This is a genomic window from Streptomyces olivaceoviridis, assembly GCF_014650115.1.
In the GTDB taxonomy this organism is placed as follows: Bacteria; Actinomycetota; Actinomycetes; order Streptomycetales; family Streptomycetaceae; genus Streptomyces; species Streptomyces olivaceoviridis.
Window position 1 is genome coordinate 230,300 of sequence record NZ_BMUI01000004.1, and the last position, 15,706, is coordinate 246,005.

The 15,706-nt window shown below is 73.2% G+C and carries 16 protein-coding genes; 12 read left to right on the top strand and 4 right to left on the bottom strand.

Features of this window, described 5'->3' with window-relative positions:
• Positions 1–31 precede the first annotated feature (31 nt).
• Positions 32–625: a histidine phosphatase family protein gene (locus tag IE273_RS10225; protein WP_189814824.1), complete on the top strand. Its 594-nt coding sequence runs from the start codon at positions 32–34 to the stop codon at positions 623–625.
• On the opposite strand, the gene IE273_RS10230 is transcribed toward IE273_RS10225, so the two are convergent.
• Positions 622–1,074, bottom strand: coding sequence for a DUF6314 family protein (locus IE273_RS10230; protein ID WP_189814825.1), 453 nt, complete (start codon positions 1,072–1,074; stop codon positions 622–624). The two genes, IE273_RS10225 and IE273_RS10230, sit on opposite strands and share 4 nt — an antisense overlap.
• Between IE273_RS10230 and IE273_RS10235 the strand changes: the two genes are divergently transcribed.
• The 11 genes from IE273_RS10235 to IE273_RS44660 all read left to right on the top strand — a co-directional run bounded on the left by IE273_RS10235 (position 1,073) and on the right by IE273_RS44660 (position 11,908).
• Positions 1,073–1,291, top strand: a complete 219-nt coding sequence (locus tag IE273_RS10235; RefSeq protein ID WP_189814826.1) for a hypothetical protein — start codon at positions 1,073–1,075, stop codon at positions 1,289–1,291. The two genes, IE273_RS10230 and IE273_RS10235, sit on opposite strands and share 2 nt — an antisense overlap.
• Before the next feature lie 247 nt (positions 1,292–1,538).
• Positions 1,539–4,091 carry a YfhO family protein gene (locus IE273_RS10240; RefSeq protein ID WP_189814827.1) on the top strand — a complete coding sequence of 851 codons (2,553 nt, stop codon included), beginning with the start codon at positions 1,539–1,541 and terminating at the stop codon, positions 4,089–4,091.
• A gap of 22 nt (positions 4,092–4,113) precedes the next feature.
• Positions 4,114–5,064 carry a glycosyltransferase family 2 protein gene (locus IE273_RS10245; RefSeq protein WP_189814828.1) on the top strand — a complete coding sequence of 317 codons (951 nt, stop codon included), beginning with the start codon at positions 4,114–4,116 and terminating at the stop codon, positions 5,062–5,064.
• Positions 5,064–5,432 (top strand): GtrA family protein, encoded by a 369-nt coding sequence (locus tag IE273_RS10250; RefSeq protein WP_189814829.1) that lies wholly within the window; start codon positions 5,064–5,066, stop codon positions 5,430–5,432. The genes IE273_RS10245 and IE273_RS10250 overlap by 1 nt, the downstream gene beginning before the upstream one ends.
• 46 nt (positions 5,433–5,478) lie before the next feature.
• On the top strand, positions 5,479–6,507 hold the full coding sequence (argC, locus tag IE273_RS10255; RefSeq protein WP_189814830.1) for an N-acetyl-gamma-glutamyl-phosphate reductase: 1,029 nt from the start codon (positions 5,479–5,481) through the stop codon (positions 6,505–6,507).
• A 115-nt stretch (positions 6,508–6,622) separates the two neighbouring features.
• Entirely contained in the window at positions 6,623–7,777 is a 1,155-nt protein-coding gene (gene argJ, locus IE273_RS10260) for a bifunctional glutamate N-acetyltransferase/amino-acid acetyltransferase ArgJ (RefSeq protein ID WP_189814831.1), read from the top strand.
• Positions 7,774–8,682: an acetylglutamate kinase gene (gene argB / locus IE273_RS10265; protein ID WP_189814832.1), complete on the top strand. Its 909-nt coding sequence runs from the start codon at positions 7,774–7,776 to the stop codon at positions 8,680–8,682. Before argJ ends, argB begins: the two co-directional genes overlap by 4 nt.
• Positions 8,679–9,896 (top strand): acetylornithine transaminase, encoded by a 1,218-nt coding sequence (locus tag IE273_RS10270; protein WP_189814833.1) that lies wholly within the window; start codon positions 8,679–8,681, stop codon positions 9,894–9,896. Before argB ends, IE273_RS10270 begins: the two co-directional genes overlap by 4 nt.
• A gap of 7 nt (positions 9,897–9,903) precedes the next feature.
• Positions 9,904–10,449 carry an arginine repressor gene (locus IE273_RS10275; RefSeq protein ID WP_014671617.1) on the top strand — a complete coding sequence of 182 codons (546 nt, stop codon included), beginning with the start codon at positions 9,904–9,906 and terminating at the stop codon, positions 10,447–10,449.
• Positions 10,450–10,557: 108 nt separating this feature from the next.
• Positions 10,558–11,145, top strand: a complete 588-nt coding sequence (locus tag IE273_RS10280; protein WP_189814834.1) for an RNA polymerase sigma factor — start codon at positions 10,558–10,560, stop codon at positions 11,143–11,145.
• Entirely contained in the window at positions 11,135–11,908 is a 774-nt protein-coding gene (locus tag IE273_RS44660) for a hypothetical protein (protein ID WP_189814835.1), read from the top strand. Before IE273_RS10280 ends, IE273_RS44660 begins: the two co-directional genes overlap by 11 nt.
• 90 nt (positions 11,909–11,998) lie before the next feature.
• Here the strand turns inward: IE273_RS44660 and IE273_RS10290 are convergent, their stop codons facing one another.
• The 3 genes from IE273_RS10290 to IE273_RS10300 all read right to left on the bottom strand — a co-directional run bounded on the left by IE273_RS10290 (position 11,999) and on the right by IE273_RS10300 (position 15,692).
• Positions 11,999–13,810 carry an ABC transporter ATP-binding protein gene (locus tag IE273_RS10290; protein WP_189814836.1) on the bottom strand — a complete coding sequence of 604 codons (1,812 nt, stop codon included), beginning with the start codon at positions 13,808–13,810 and terminating at the stop codon, positions 11,999–12,001.
• A gap of 312 nt (positions 13,811–14,122) precedes the next feature.
• Positions 14,123–14,926: an FAD:protein FMN transferase gene (locus IE273_RS10295; protein ID WP_373309319.1), complete on the bottom strand. Its 804-nt coding sequence runs from the start codon at positions 14,924–14,926 to the stop codon at positions 14,123–14,125.
• A complete protein-coding gene (locus tag IE273_RS10300) occupies positions 14,919–15,692 on the bottom strand; it encodes an FMN-binding protein (protein ID WP_189814837.1) in 774 nt (257 codons plus the stop codon). Before IE273_RS10300 ends, IE273_RS10295 begins: the two co-directional genes overlap by 8 nt.
• Between the last annotated feature and the right edge of the window lie 14 nt (positions 15,693–15,706).

Below are 15,706 nucleotides of genomic sequence, written 5' to 3' on the forward strand. Positions count from 1 at the left end.
CCCGTTGCCCGCCTGGGCCCACCATCACCGCATGCCACTGAGGGTGACGTTCGTCGCCGCCGCGCGCGCTGCCGCGCTGCTCGCGGAGCGCTTCGAGGACGACCGGCCGCTGGACCAGGGCGGCTGGGACGAGGTGCAGCGCGTCGCCGGGGGCCTGCTGCCGCTGGCCGCGGCCGAGCTGCGCTACTGCTCGCCGACGCCGCGCAGCCGGGCCACCGGCGCCGCCCTGGGGTACGCCCCGCTGGTCCAACTCGCGCTGCGGGACTGCGACATGGGCCGCTGGCGGGGGCTGACGCCGGCCGAGGCGATGGCCCGGGAGCCGGAGGCGGTGGACGCCTGGCTCGCCGACCCGCGGTCCACCCCGCACGGCGGCGAGTCGTTGCTGGCGTTCATCTCCCGGGTCGGCGGCTGGCTGGACACCCGGCCGGCGGACGACGGCGGCCGGATCGTCGCGGTGGCCGAGCCGTCCGTGATCCGGGCGGCCCTGGTCTACGCCCTGAAGGCGCCTCCCACGACCTACTGGAACCTCGACGTCCGCCCGCTGTCCACCACGACGGTCACGGGCCAGGCCGGCCGCTGGACCCTCCGCTTCGACGGGGTCCCGGCTCAGGCCCCGCGCGGCTAGCGGGTCGCTCCTTCGCGCGCGTAGTCGGTGGTGAGGACGAGGTCCTTCGCCGGTCCGCCGACCCGCCACACCGTGCGCCAGTGGTCGGCGTCCCGGACGGTGAACTCGCCACGGTAGAGGTCGGCCGCGCAGGGGTGGCCGGCGACGTACCGGCCCGTGGTCAGGTCCAGCTCGTGGAACGGCCGCCCGTCCGCGAACCGCACGTCGGCCCGGCCGGGCCCGGGGCCCGGCAGGAAGCGCAGCGTCCGGCCGGCGGGCCGCGCCACCCCCTGCCAGGTGAAGGTGCCGGACTCCTCGTGCAGCAGCCCACCGCCGTCCAGCTCGGTGAAGACGGTCGTCCCCGTGAAGTGCCCTTCGTCCCCGCTCGCCAGGTCCCGCACGGCACGTTCGACGCGCCACCGCCCGGTCAGATGGGCCAGTACGTCGGGCACCGGCCAGAACTCACCCATGCCCCGGAGCTTACGCGGCCCCTCGCCTCGCCCCCTTGACGCGCTGACGGACGACGCCGCGGAGAACACCGTGGTCCAGGCCGGCGACCCGTCCTGGCACGACTACGACCTGCACGTGAAAGCCACCAAGAAGTCCGGCAAGGAGGGCTTCCTCGTCGCCTTCCACCGGGTCCGGGCGGCCTGGGCCTGCGCGGCCCGCAAGGCGGGTTCACCCTGAGAACACCTACCGGAAAGCGAATGTTTTCCGGTAGGACGTTTAATTCACGCGGTGTTTCCCGTACTCGGAAGATGTCGCCTCACTTTCCGGTGACCGGGCAACCATCCGGAATCGCGCCCCGTCTAAGTCGGCGAATCAATGGGGCACACATTCCGTGAGGACCGCCGAAAATGCACCGCAATACCCCACCCGGCGAAAGCGGCACAGTGCACGGGAACGCGCGGCGACACCCGGACAGGAGCAGGGTGTGAAAGCGGTCCCCCGGCCGCGGCAGGCCGCCGCCCTGCTCGCCGCCGCCGTCACGGTCACCGCCTTCTGCGCCGGTGACGTGCTGGCGCGCAGCTATCCCTTCGGCCCCCGCACCCGCAGCGTCAACGACCTCGGCAACCAGTACGTGCCCTTCCACGCCCACCTGTGGGACCTGCTGCACCGCAGGGGCCACGGCGGCCTCCTCGTCAACTGGCAGTCCGGCTACGGCGCGAGCTTCCTGCCCGACCTCGGCACCTACCTCGGCAGCCCCTACGCCCTGCTCGTGGCCCTCTTCCCGCGCGACGAGATCGACCTCGCCGTCTACGCCGTCACCCTCCTGAAGACCGCCTCCGCCGCGGCGGCCATGGCCTGGCTGCTGCTCACCCTGCGGCCCGGCCGCTGGTGGGCGGCGGGCCTGCTCGGCGCCTCGTACGCGCTGTGCGGCTGGAGCACGGCCGACGCCTCCTACAACCCGATGTGGCTCGACGGCCTGATCGCCCTGCCGCTGCTGTGCCTGGTCGGCGAGTGGGCGCTCACCGGACGCCGGCGCCTGACCGGCGTCCTGCTCGTCGCCCTCGCCTGGACCGCCAACTTCTACACCGCCTACATGGCCACCCTCGGCGCCGCCCTCGTCCTGCTGCTGCGCCTGCTGCTCGCCCGACCGCCGCGCCGGCAGGCGCTCGCCACGGCCGGCCGCGCCGTCCTCACCACCGCCCTCGGCACGGGCCTCGCCGCCCCGCTCGTGACGGTCGTCTACTTCGGCACGAAGCACGCCTACCCCGGCCGCGTACGCCAGTTCGCCCCCGTGCCCACCGAGGACGTGGCCGCCCGGCTGCTGCCGGCGACCTACGGCTTCGGCTCCCCGGCCCTCTACGTCGGCATCACCGCCCTGCTCCTCGCCCTCGCCCTGCCCTTCCACCGCGCGGTCCCGGTCCCGGTGCGCGCCGGCTGGACGGCGCTGGCGCTCGTGGTGGCCCTCTCCCTCCAGTGGGGCCCCACCCACCTGCTGTGGCACGCCTTCGCCACCCCGCAGGGCAGCGCCTACCGGCAGGCGTTCGTGCTGTGCGGCCTGCTGGTCGTCGCCGCCTGGCACGCCGTGGCGTACGGCCTGCCCGACCGGCGCGCCCTCGGTGCCGCGACCGCCCTGCTCGTGCTGGTCGTCGCCGTCGCGAGCCGCAGCACGCTGGTCCGGCCGTACACCTGGCCGGTGCTGCTGCTCGCCCTCGCGGGCGCCGTCGGCGGCCTGGTGCTGCTGGGCCGCGCCGGACACCGCACCCGGCTCGCCGGACTGGCCGTCGTCCTGCTCCTCGGCGCCCAGGTGGGCGAGACGGCCGCCACCTCGGCCGTGGCCACCCGGCTGCGCCTCGGGCACCTGGACGACTACGAGCCCTGGGGCGAGCGGCAGGAGACGCAGGCGGCGGCGATCGCCGGGGCCGACGACTGGCCGCGGTACCGCACCGACCCCGGCCGCGAGCAGACCGTCGGCAACGACCCGCTGCTGGTGGGCGGCGAGGGCGCCCAGTACTACAGCAGCCTGACCTCGGACGTTCTCAGCCGCACCCTCACCGCCCTCGGCGACGGCTGGACCTCGCGCGGCCGCAACGTGCAGAGCCTGGACAACGCCGTCACGGACGTCGTCTTCTCCGTCGGCGCCCGGGTGCACTCCCCGCCCGACCCGCACCAGAAGTACCTGTCCCCGTACGCCGCCCCGGTGACCGTCACCCGCCGGGACGTACCGCCCCTGGTCACCGTCCGGGCCGCGCCCGACGTGAAACCGTTCGGACCGTCGCCGTACCGCAACCAGGAACTGCTGCTCGGCAGCCGCGTCTACACCGTGTCCCGCGTCACCGTGCACGACGACGACGGGCGGGCGCTCCCGTCCCGCCGGGTCGGCACCGGGAACGCCCTGGCCCGGCCGACGATCACCGCCCGGTGCCCGGCCGGCACCCAGGTCCACCTGTGGGCCCCGGACTTCTCCGGCACCGCGCGGCTCGCCGGCGCCGGGGAGCCCGCCCGGTTCCGGTTCCAGTTCCCGCGCACCCGCGCCGCCATGGAGCCGCTCGGCACCGCCCCCGCCTCGGGTGCGCTGCGGATCGAGCTGCGGCCGGACCGGCCCGGCCGCATCCCGTCCGACGCCGTCGGCTGCCTGGACACGGCCCGGCTGGCCGGCGCCGCCGCCCGCCTGAAGGCCACCGGCGCCACCGAGGTGACCGTCTCCGGCGCCACGCTACGGGCCCGGCTGCGCCCCGGCAGCAAGGGCATCGCGGTCGTCGCGGCCCCCCGGATCGCCGGCTGGCGCTGCGCCACCGGCGACGGACCCGAGCGACCCGCCGATGCCTTCCACGGACTGATCGCCGTGCCCCTCGACGGCACCTCCACCAGCCTGACCTGCACCTTCCACCCACCCGGCCTGCGGCTGGGCACGGCCGTGGGCGCCGCCTCGCTGCTGGCGCTCGTCCTGCTCACCGCCGTCACCGCCGTCCGCCGCCGGCGCGCCCCGGCGCCGCCCACGACCACATCACCGCGCGAGCGCGTGACCACCGCTCTCTGATCGCGCCCAGGGGGGACCCCGCATGCTGATATCGATCGTCGCGCCCTGCTTCAACGAGGAAGACGTCCTCGCCCGCTTCCACGAGGAGGTCCAGAAGGTCGCCGAGGAACTGCTGCCCCTCGGCCACGACATGGAGTTCGTGTACGTCGACGACGGCAGCCGGGACCGTACGCTCGCGGTCCTCAAGGAGCTGGCGGACCTCGACGCCCGGGTGCGCTACGTCTCCTTCAGCCGCAACTTCGGCAAGGAGGCGGCCCTGCTCGCCGGCCTGCGGCACGCCTCGGGCGACTCGGTGATCGTCATGGACGCCGACCTCCAGCACCCGCCGGCGCTGATCAAGCGCATGGTCGAGCTGCGCGAACAGGGCCACGACCAGGTCATCGCCAAGCGCACCCGCACCGGCGACCGGTTCACCCGGACCCTCACCGCCCGGCTGTACTACCGGCTCGTCAACCGCCTGGTCGACGTCGAACTCGTCGACGGTGTGGGGGACTTCCGGCTGCTGTCGCGCCGGGTGGTGGACGCGGTGCTGGCGCTCACCGAGTCCAACCGGTTCTCCAAGGGCCTGTTCGCCTGGGTGGGCTTCCCGAGCACCACCTTCGAGTACCAGAACGCCGCGCGCGAGGCCGGCCGCAGCTCCTGGAACCTGCGCGGCCTGCTCAACTACGGCCTCGACGGGCTGCTGTCCTTCAACAACCGCCCGCTGCGCGCCGCGCTCTGGCTGGGTGTGGGCCTGCTGCTGTGCGCGGGCCTCTACACCGCCTGGATCGTGGGCGCCGCGCTCGTCCACGGCGTCCAGACCCCCGGCTATGTGACCATCATCACCGCCGTCACCGCCCTCGCGGGCGTCCAGATGGTCATGCTGGGAGTCATCGGGGAGTACACCGGCCGCATCTACTACGAGGTGAAGGGGCGCCCGCACTTCCTGGTGAAGGCGACCAACGTGGAACGGACGAAAGATCTCATCCCCTGATGCGGCAGATTCTGACCTTCGCGGCGGTCGGCGTCGTGAACACGGCGACCTACTACTGTCTTTACCTGGTGTTCCTGACCGCCCTTCCTTATCTGGCCGCGCACATCCTGGCATTTCTGCTCAGCATGATCGGGTCGTTTTTCCTGAACGCGCGCTTCACCTACCGCACGCGGCCCACCTGGCGGAAATTCCTGCTGTTCCCGCTGACGAACGTGACCAATTTCCTGATCACCACGGCGGGCGTCTGCGTGATCGTGGACCTCCTGCACGCCGGCAGCCGCTTCGCCCCGCTGCTCGCCTCCGCGGCGGCGATCCCGGTCACCTTCGTCGTCTCGCGCTGGGTGATGCTGCCCAGATCGATTGCATAAACGTGCAGCGATACGTATAGTCATGCCATCCAGGAGGAGGATGGACATGGCGGTACGTGCGGCGGTGGCCGGAGCGAGCGGATACGCGGGCGGAGAGGTCCTGCGCCTGCTCCTCGCGCACCCCGGGGTCGAGATCGGTGCCCTGACCGGAAACTCCAACGCCGGACAGCGGCTCGGCGCGCTCCAGCCGCACCTGCTGCCGCTGGCCGACCGCGTACTGGCCGAGACCACCCCCGAGGCCCTCGCCGGGCACGACGTGGTCTTCCTCGCGCTGCCGCACGGGCAGTCCGCCGCCGTCGCCGAGCAGCTCGGCCCCGAGGTCCTCGTGATCGACATGGGCGCCGACTTCCGGCTCAAGGACCCGGCCGACTGGGAGAGGTTCTACGGCTCCCCGCACGCCGGTACCTGGCCCTACGGCCTCCCCGAACTTCCGGGTGCCCGCGCCGCGCTGGAGGGGTCCAAGCGCATCGCGGTGCCCGGTTGCTACCCGACCGCCGTCTCCCTCGCCCTGTACCCGGCCTACGCGGCCGGACTCGCCGAGCCCGAGGCGGTGATCGTCGCCGCGTCCGGCACCTCCGGCGCGGGCAAGGCCCCCAAGCCGCACCTGCTCGGCAGCGAGGTCATGGGCTCCATGTCGCCGTACGGCGTCGGCGGCGGCCACCGGCACACCCCCGAGATGATCCAGAACCTCAGCGCGGTGGCCGGGGACACCGTGAAGGTCTCCTTCACACCGACCCTCGCGCCGATGCCGCGCGGGATCCTCGCCACGTGCAGCGCGTCCGCCGCCGAGGGGGTCACGGCCGACGCGGTGCGCGCCGCCTACGAGAAGGCCTACGCCGACGAACCCTTCGTCCACCTGCTCCCCGAGGGCCAATGGCCCGCGACGGCGTCCGTCCACGGTTCCAACGCCGTTCAGGTGCAGGTCGCGTACGACGCCAGCGTGGGCCGCATCATCGCGATCAGCGCCATCGACAACCTGACCAAGGGCACCGCGGGCGGTGCCGTCCAGAGCATGAACATCGCCCTCGGTCTCGACGAGACAACCGGGCTTTCCACGATCGGAGTCGCACCGTGAGCTGGGGGCACCTCCCAGCGGTAGCTGGGGGAGTGCGTGCAGCCCCCGGGCCGCAGACGACGACGATGGCCGCACCGCTGCGCTGCACGGGCGGAGAAGCGAACAAGGAGATGCAGTGAGCGTCACGGCAGCCAAGGGATTCACGGCGGCGGGGATCGCCGCCGGGATCAAGGAGAACGGCAACCCCGACCTCGCCCTCGTGGTCAACAACGGGCCCCGCCGTGCCGCCGCGGGCGTCTTCACCTCCAACCGTGTGAAGGCCGCGCCGGTCCTCTGGTCCGAGCAGGTCCTCAAGGGCGGCCAGGTCTCGGCGGTCGTCCTCAACTCCGGCGGCGCCAACGCCTGTACCGGCCCCCAGGGCTTCCAGGACACCCACGCCACCGCCGAGAAGGCCGCCGAGGTGCTCGGCCGGGGTGCCATCGAGGTCGCCGTCTGCTCCACCGGCCTGATCGGCGTGCTGCTCCCCATGGACAAGGTCCTGGGAGGCGTGGAGACGGCCGCCGCCTCCTTGAGCGAGCACGGCGGCGAGAAGGCCGCCATCGCCATCAAGACCACCGACACCGTCCACAAGACGTCCGTCGTCAGCGGTGCGGGCGGCTGGACCGTCGGCGGCATGGCCAAGGGCGCCGGCATGCTCGCGCCGGGCCTCGCCACCATGCTCGTCGTCCTCACCACCGACGCCGACCTCGACGACGAGACCCTGGACAAGGCCCTGCGCGCCGCGACCAAGGTCACCTTCGACCGCGTCGACTCCGACGGCTGCATGTCCACCAACGACACCGTCCTGCTGCTCGCCTCCGGCGCCTCCGGCGTCACCCCGGAGTACGAGGAGTTCGCCGAGGCCGTACGGCAGGTCTGCGCCGACCTCGGCCGGCAGCTCATCGGCGACGCCGAGGGCGCCAGCAAGGACATCAAGGTCGAGGTGATCAACGCGGCGAGCGAGGAGGACGCCGTCGAGGTGGGCCGTTCCATCGCCCGCAACAACCTCCTCAAGTGCGCGATCCACGGCGAGGACCCCAACTGGGGCCGCGTGCTCTCCGCGATCGGCACCACCCGGGCCGCCTTCGAGCCGGACCAGCTGGGCGTCGCCATCAACGGCGTCTGGGTCTGCAAGAACGGCAGCGTCGGCGAGGACCGCGACCTGGTCGACATGCGCTACCGCGAGGTCCACATCGTGGCCGACCTCGCCGCCGGCGCCGAGACCGCGACCATCTGGACCAACGACCTGACCGCCGACTACGTCCACGAGAACAGCGCCTACTCCTCATGACCACGACGCGGAAACACACGGCACTGCCGAAGGCCCAGATCCTCATCGAGGCGCTGCCCTGGCTGACCCGGCACCACGGCAAGGTCGTCGTCATCAAGTTCGGCGGCAACGCCATGGTGAACGAGGAACTGAAGGCCGCCTTCGCCCAGGACGTCGTCTTCCTCCGGCACGCCGGCCTCAAGCCGGTCGTCGTGCACGGCGGCGGCCCGCAGATCAGCGCCGCCCTCGACCGGCACGGCATCGTCAGCGAGTTCAAGGCGGGCCTGCGCGTCACCACCGAGGACGCCATGGACGTCGTACGGATGGTGCTGGCCGGGCAGGTGCAGCGCGAGCTGGTCGGCCTGCTCAACCAGCACGGCCCGTTCGCCGTCGGCCTGACCGGCGAGGACGCGCACACCATCACCGCCACCAAGCACACCCCCGAGATCGACGGCGAGCGGGTCGACATCGGCCGGGTCGGCGAGATCACGGCCCTCGACACGGGCGCCATCGAGGCGCTGCTCGCCGACGGCCGCATCCCGGTCGTCTCCTCGATCGCCCGCTCCCAGGACGACGGACATGTCTACAACGTCAATGCTGATACGGCGGCTGCGGCACTCGCTGCGGCACTGGGCGCCGAGACCCTCATGGTCCTCACCGACGTCGAGGGCCTCTACGAGGACTGGCCGAACTCCGACGAGGTGATCAGCCGGCTCACCGCTTCCCAGCTGGAGAAGCTGCTGCCGGAGCTGAGCTCCGGCATGGTGCCGAAGATGGAGGGCTGCCTGCACGCCGTGCGCAACGGCGTGACGACCGCCCGCGTCATCGACGGCCGGGTCCAGCACTCGATCCTGCTGGAGATCTTCACCGACGAGGGCATCGGCACCATGGTCGTGCCCGACGAGCTTGAGGGGGACGCGCAGTGACGGGCCACCAGGGCAACCAGGAGCTGACCGAGCGCTGGCAGGGCGCGCTCATGAACAACTACGGCACCCCGCGGCTGCCCCTCGTCCGCGGCGAGGGCACCAAGGTGTGGGACGCCGAGGGCCGGGAGTACCTCGACTTCGTCGGCGGTATCGCCACCAACGCGCTGGGCCACGCCCACCCCGCGATCGTCGAGGCCGTGACCCGGCAGATCGGCTCCCTCGGCCACATCTCCAACTTCTTCATGGCCGAGCCCACCGTCGCCCTCGCCGAACGGCTCCTGACGCTGTTCGGGCGGGAGGGCCGGGTCTTCTTCTGCAACTCCGGCGCCGAGGCCAACGAGGCCGCCTTCAAGATCGGCCGGCTCACCGGGCGCACCCACATGGTCGCCACCGACGGCGGCTTCCACGGCCGCACGATGGGCGCCCTCGCGCTCACCGGCCAGCCCGCCAAGCAGGACCCGTTCCGACCGCTGCCCGGCGATGTCACCCACGTCCCCTACGGCGACGCCCAGGCGCTGGCCGCCGCGGTCACCGAGGACACCGCCCTGGTGGTCATCGAGCCGATCCAGGGCGAGAACGGCGTGGTCGTGCCCCCGGCCGGCTACCTCAAGGCGGCCCGCGCGATCACCGCCGCCACGGGTGCGCTGCTCGTCCTGGACGAGGTGCAGACCGGCATCGGGCGGACCGGCACCTGGTTCGAGTACCAGGCGCACGAAGGCGTACTGCCCGACGTCGTCACCCTCGCCAAGCAGCTCGGCGGCGGGCTGCCGCTCGGCGCGACCGTGGCCTTCGGCCGGGCCGCCGAACTGCTTCAGCCCGGCCAGCACGGGACCACCTTCGGCGGCAACCCCGTCGCCTGCGCCGCCGGCCTCGCCGTGCTCGACACCATCGAGGGCGAGGGCCTGCTCGACCACGTCAAGCGGCAGAGCGAGAGGCTGCGGGACGGCGTCGAGGCCCTGAACCACCCGTTGGTCGATCATGTCCGGGGTGCGGGCCTGCTCCTGGGTATCGTGCTGACCGGGCCGCGCGCACCGCAGGTGCAGCAGGCGGCCCAGGAGGCCGGGTTCCTGGTGAACGCGCCCGCCCCCGACGTCGTACGGCTCATGCCGCCGCTGAATCTCCGCGACGACGAGGCGGGTGCGCTGCTCCGGGCGCTGCCCGGCATCCTCGACGCGGCGAACCCCGTCGACGGGGACGGACGATCCGGAGAATGAGACGACGATGAGCGAGGCGCAGGACTATGAGGCGGGCAACGGTGCCGGGCCCGCCGTGCCGCAGACCCGCACCGCACGGCACCGCCGGATCGTGGACATCCTCAACCGGCAGCCGGTGCGGTCGCAGAGCCAGCTGGCGAAGCTGCTCGCCGACGACGGGCTGAGCGTCACGCAGGCGACGCTGAGCCGGGATCTCGATGAGCTGAACGCGGTGAAGATCCGCAACACCGACGGCGACCTGATCTACGCGGTGCCGAGCGAGGGCGGCTTCCGCACCCCGCGGGCTCCGCTCGGGGAGTCGGCCAAGGAGGAACGGATGCGGCGGCTCTCCCAGGAGCTGCTGATCTCCGCGGAGGCCTCGGCGAACCTGGTGGTCCTGCGGACTCCTCCGGGCGCCGCGCAGTTCCTCGCCTCCGCCATCGACCAGGCGGAGCTGCACGACATCCTGGGCACGATCGCCGGTGACGACACGTTGCTGCTGATCAGCCGGGATCCCAGCGGGGGGCAGGCCCTGGCGGACCATCTGCTGCGGCTGGCGCAGAACGGGCACTGACCGCGTGCGGGACCCGGCCGGCCGACGCAGAATGGGCATGTGATCTTCCGCGGCGAGCGGCCAGGGGGACGGGCAATCCCCTGGCGGCCGTCGAACGTATACAGAGGTGTGTCGGGATATCGGTTCCCCGTCGGCCGCCTCCCGGACGAGGCTCTGCTGTCCGGGCTGGCCGCCGGTGATCCGGACCTGGCGGTGATCTTCGTCCGGAGGTTCCAGCACCGGGTCTTCGGTGTGGCCATGGCCGTCACCAGGGACCAGCAGCTCGCCGAGGACGTCGCCCAGCAGACCTTCGAGCGCGCGTGGCGCCATGCGCAGATCTACGATTCGCGTCGCGGCTCGGTCACGACCTGGCTGACGACCATCGCGCACAACCTGGCCGTCGACGCGATCCGGGCCCGGCGGACGGAGCCGCTGGCACCCGAGGACCTCGAAGACCTGCTGGACGCCGTCACCGAGACCCCCGAGCGGTGGGCGCTGGCCGACGAGGCTTCCGCCCAGGTCCGGTCCGCCCTGGCACGGCTGCCACGGGAACAGGGCAGGGCGCTGATGATGGCCGGCATCTACGGCATGACGGCCCGGCAGATCGCCGACGCGGAGCGGATCCCGCTGGGTACCGCCAAGACGCGGATCAGAACGGCGATGGCGCGGCTGCGTACCACCGTCGCTTCTCCGGAACGGGGCGACCATGTCCAGTGAAGCGAACTGCGAGAAGCTGAGGCAGATCGGTGCCGAGCTGGCGCTGGGCGTGCTGCCCGGCCGGGAGCGCGCCGAGGCGGTCGCCCATCTGGACCAGTGCGCGGACTGTCGGGAGTACGTCCGGCAACTCACCCTGGCCGGCGACCGGCTGGCCGGCCTGCTGCCGGACCGCGAGCCGCCGCCCGGCTTCGAGACCCGCGTGGCACGCGGCCTCGCCCAGCCGACGGCGGCACCCGGGGGACAGCGGCCGGCGGGCGTCTTCCGCCGCTCGCGCCGAGGGCTGCGCGACGGCGCCCGGCGGCCCCGGGTACGGCTCGCCGCGGTCGGTGCCGCCCTCACGATCGCCGTCGGATTCGCCGGCTGGGCGGTCGGCACCGCCGTCGAGGAGGTCACCGCCCCGCCGCCGTCCGCCGTCGAGTCCGAACCGGTGCTCGTCGGGGACATGACCCCGGCCGGGCACGGCGGGCAGCCCGTCGGCGAGCTGTACGCCCACCCCGGCACCCCCGGCTGGATCTTCGTGTCCGTCGCCCTCACCCGCCCCGGCACCCGGTACACCGGAACGGTCACCTGCTTCCTGGTGCGCGCCGACGGCACCAGCGTCCGCGTCGGCGACTTCCCCGTGCGCGACGGCCACGGCAACTGGGGCGTGGCGGTCCCCGTCGACCTCACCCGGTACTCCGGCGCCCGTCTGACGTCGCCCGACGGCACCGTCCTCGCCACCGCCCAGCTGCGGAAGGGGCAGGTCGTCACCCCGAAGACGTGAACCGCCCCGCTCAGCCGCCGCGGGGCAGTACGGCCGCCGGTGCCGGTCCGGGGGGCAGGGGCGGGGCGTCCGCCCCGGTGGTGACGGTCATCACCGCGCCGCTCCGGTGTGCAGGCGGTGCAGCCGGGCGTAGGTGCCGTCGTGCGCGAGCAGGTCGCCGTGGGTGCCGTGCTCGATGATCCGGCCGTGGTCGAGTACCAGGATGCGCGTGGCGTCGCGGACGGTCAGCAGGTTGTGGGAGACGACGACGGTCGTGCGGCCGGCCATGAGCCGGCGCAGCGGGTCCATGATCCGCCGGCTGGACCGGACGTCGAGCCCGGCCGTCGGTTCGTCCAGCAGCAGGACGGGCGCGTCCCGGATCATCGCGCGGGCGATGGCCAGGCGCTGGCACTGTCCGCCGGAGAGGGTCCGGCCGCGCTGGCCGACCAGGGTGTCGTACCCCTCCGGGAGCAGCTCGATGAACGCGTGGGCGTCCGCCGCCCGCGCCGCCTCGACGATGTCCGCGTCCGTGGCGCCCGGCCGCCCGTAGGCGATGTTGTCCCGCACCGTGCCGTGGAAGACGAGCGTCTCCTGGAGCACCACCGCCACGCTGTCCCGCACGTCGGACAGGCTGAGCCGGCGCAGATCGGTCCCGTCGAGGCGGACCGCGCCCCGGTCGGGGTCGTAGAAGCGCAGCTGGAGCTTGGCGATCGTCGACTTGCCCGCCCCGCTGGCCCCCACCAGCGCCAGCGTCTCCCCGGGCGCCACGTGGAAGGACACGTCCGACAACGCCCAGGAGGAGCCGCCCGGATAGCGGAACCACACCCCGTCGAACGCCACGTCCCCCCGGGCGCGGCCGGTCCGCCGGGCGTCCGGCGCCTCGGTCACCTGGGGCCGCTGGTCCAGCAGCTCGATGATCCGTTCCGCCGAGGCGGAGGCCGCGTAGAAGGTGGTGCCGAGGCGGGACAGGCCGCGGACCGGGCCGTACAGCTTGCCGATCAGCGCGAGGAAGACCAGCAGGCCGCCGAGCGTGAGCTGCCCCTGGGCCAGCTTCCAGGTGCCCAGGCCCAGCACCGCGAGGCCGCCGGCGACCTCGATGACCTCCACGACGGGCCCGTACACGGCACGGATCCGCGCCGAGGCCATCGCCGCCCGGAACCGGCCCAGGTTCTCCCGCTCGAACCGGCGCTCCTCCCAGCCCTGCCGGTTGTACGCCTGCACCAGGACGACATTGCCCAGCGACTCCTCGGCGATCGCGCTGAGCGAGCCGCTGCGGCGCCTGCGCTCCCGCGAGGCCTCCTTCAGCAGCCGCGAGAAGTGCCGGGCGACGCCCCAGAACAGGGGCACGATGACCAGGGCGAACACGGTCAGGTCCCAGCGCAGGTAGACCAGCAGGCCGAGGAAGACGGCGAGGCGGACGACGTAGTAGAGGGCGTCCGCCACGCCCGAGAGCAGGAACGTCTCCACCGCGTCGACGTCGCCCGTGACCCGGGACAGCACGTCCCCGAGCCTGCGGCGCTCGAAGAAGCCGAGCGACAGCCCCTGGACGTGCCGGAACACGTCCGAGCGCAGGGCGAGCAGGAAGCGCTCGCCGACCCAGGTGGACGTCACGTCGTCGGCGAAGCCGAGGATGCCGGAGCACAGGACCAGGCCCAGGTAGGCCGGCGCGATCCACAGGAAGGGGCGCAGGTCCCGGGGGACGAGCACATCGTCCACCAGGATCTTGAAGAGCCACAGCTCCGCGGCGTCGACGGCGGGACCGGTCAGGCTGAACAGGACGACCGGCACGAGCCAGCGCCGGCCGCCGCGGGTGTACGGCCAGAACCGGCGGAACACCTCGCGCGGGGGCACCGCGGGCGCCGCCGCCACCACGGCATCGGAGGTCTCGCCCGCCGGGAGCAGCCGCCGCAGGACATGCGCCATGGCACGTGTTCCTCGTCGCGTTGCCCGGACATCGGCCGAGCGGACCGGGTTCTCGGGCCGCCGGTCCGCTCAGCTTCGTACGTGATCAGTAGTCGTCGTGGTCGTGGCGGTCGTCGTGGTCGTGGCCGTGACCATGTCCGTGCCGCGAGCCGTCGTCCCTGTCGCGGTCCCGCATCGCGGGCAGCAGGCTGCTGAAGATGGCCATGTCGTTTCCTCCTGGAACTCGCCCCACAGGGGATACGTCCGAGGGCGGGAGACGGATGGCGTCGCGGAGGAAAAACTTCGGGACGGTGGACCGGGAGCCGGCCGCGCTCAGCCCAGCCGTGCCGCCAGCCCCGCGGTGCACCGCACCTCGTTCCCGGCGGTGATCAGCAGGGCCTCCACGTCCGGCAGGGACTCCAGCCAGGCCAGCCCCGCCCGCGAACCCATCGCGAACGCGGCCGTGGCCCAGCAGTCGACGAATGTCAGACGCGGCCCCACCACCGTGACCGCCACCAGGTCCGTCACCGCGGACCGACCGGTGCGCGGATCCACGATGTGCGCCCCCCGCTCCGCCGTACCGGACGTCGCCACCGCCAGCTCGTCCGTGCCCGCCGCCGAGACCACCGCCGCCAGCCCGCCGGGCCGGAGCGGATCGGAGACCCCCACCCGCCAGGCACGCTGCGGCTCCGGCGCGCCCAGCAACTGCACGTCGCCGCCCCCGTTGACGCTCACCCCCCGCACCCCGGCCACCGCCGCCAGCACCCGCGCCGCCCGCTCGGCCGCCCAGCCCTTGACGATGCCGGTGGGGTCCAGCGAGCCCCGGTAGCGCGTGCTGAACCACCCCTCGCTCACCCGCTCCGCCTCGGCCGCCAGGTCCAGCACCTCGGCCACCTCGGGAGCGCACCGCGAGACGTCCAGCTCACCCCGGGCCAGCCGCGACACCTCGCTGTCCTCGCGGTAGGTGCTGAAGAGCGCGTCCGCCCGGTGCAGCCCGGCGACGGCCTCGGCGAGCGCCGCCCGCACCGCGTCCGGTTCCCCGCCGCGGACGTCGAAGGAGAAGACCGTCCCCATGACCTCCTCCGCGTGACGCAACGCGGCGGGTGCCTTCGCCGGCTCGGCCACCGTGTCAGCCACCGGCCTGGTCCAGAGCCGACTGGAGGGACTGCCGGTAGCCGGTGCTGGTGTAGGTGGCTCCCGAGACGGCGTCGATGTCCGCCGTTCCCGCCGCCACGGCCTCCTGGTTGAGCTTGGGGACGGCGAGCTGGGTCTTCCGGTCGCTCAGGCCCCCCGTGGGCGCCTGGACCGCCTCCGCCCGGGTGATCCTGCCGTCGGTGACCGTGATCCGCACCTGGACCGGCCCGTACTGGGTCCGCACGGCCTTCCCGGTGACGGTCCGCGCCCGCGCCGCGCCGGAGGAACCCGAGGCACCGGACGGGGCCTGCTCCATCCTGTCCAGCGCGGACTGCAACGACTTCCGGTAGCCCTCGCTGGTGTAGGTCGCCCCGGAGACGGCGTCGATGTCCGCCGTTCCCGCCGCCACGGCCTCCTGGTTGAGCTTCGGGACGGCGAGCTGGGTCTTCTGGTCGCTCAGGCCCCCCGTGGGCGCCTGCACCGCCTCCGCCTTCGTGATCCTGCCGTTGCCGACGGTCAGCCGTACCTGCACGGCCCCGTACCGCGTCCGCACCGCGTCACCGGTCACCGTGCCGGAGCCGGCCGGGGCCGCGCCCCGCGACCCGCCCTGCGGCGACTCCTGCCCGGCCGCCGTCGCCTGCGGGGCCGCGCCCGCCGCCGACGCGGCGGCCGGATCCGACGCCGGCTTCAGTGACAGCAGCAGCACGACACCGGACACGGTCGCGGCGGTGGCCAGCACGACCCGCCGCACGGGGTGGCTCTTCCTCATCGCTTCGCAGCTCC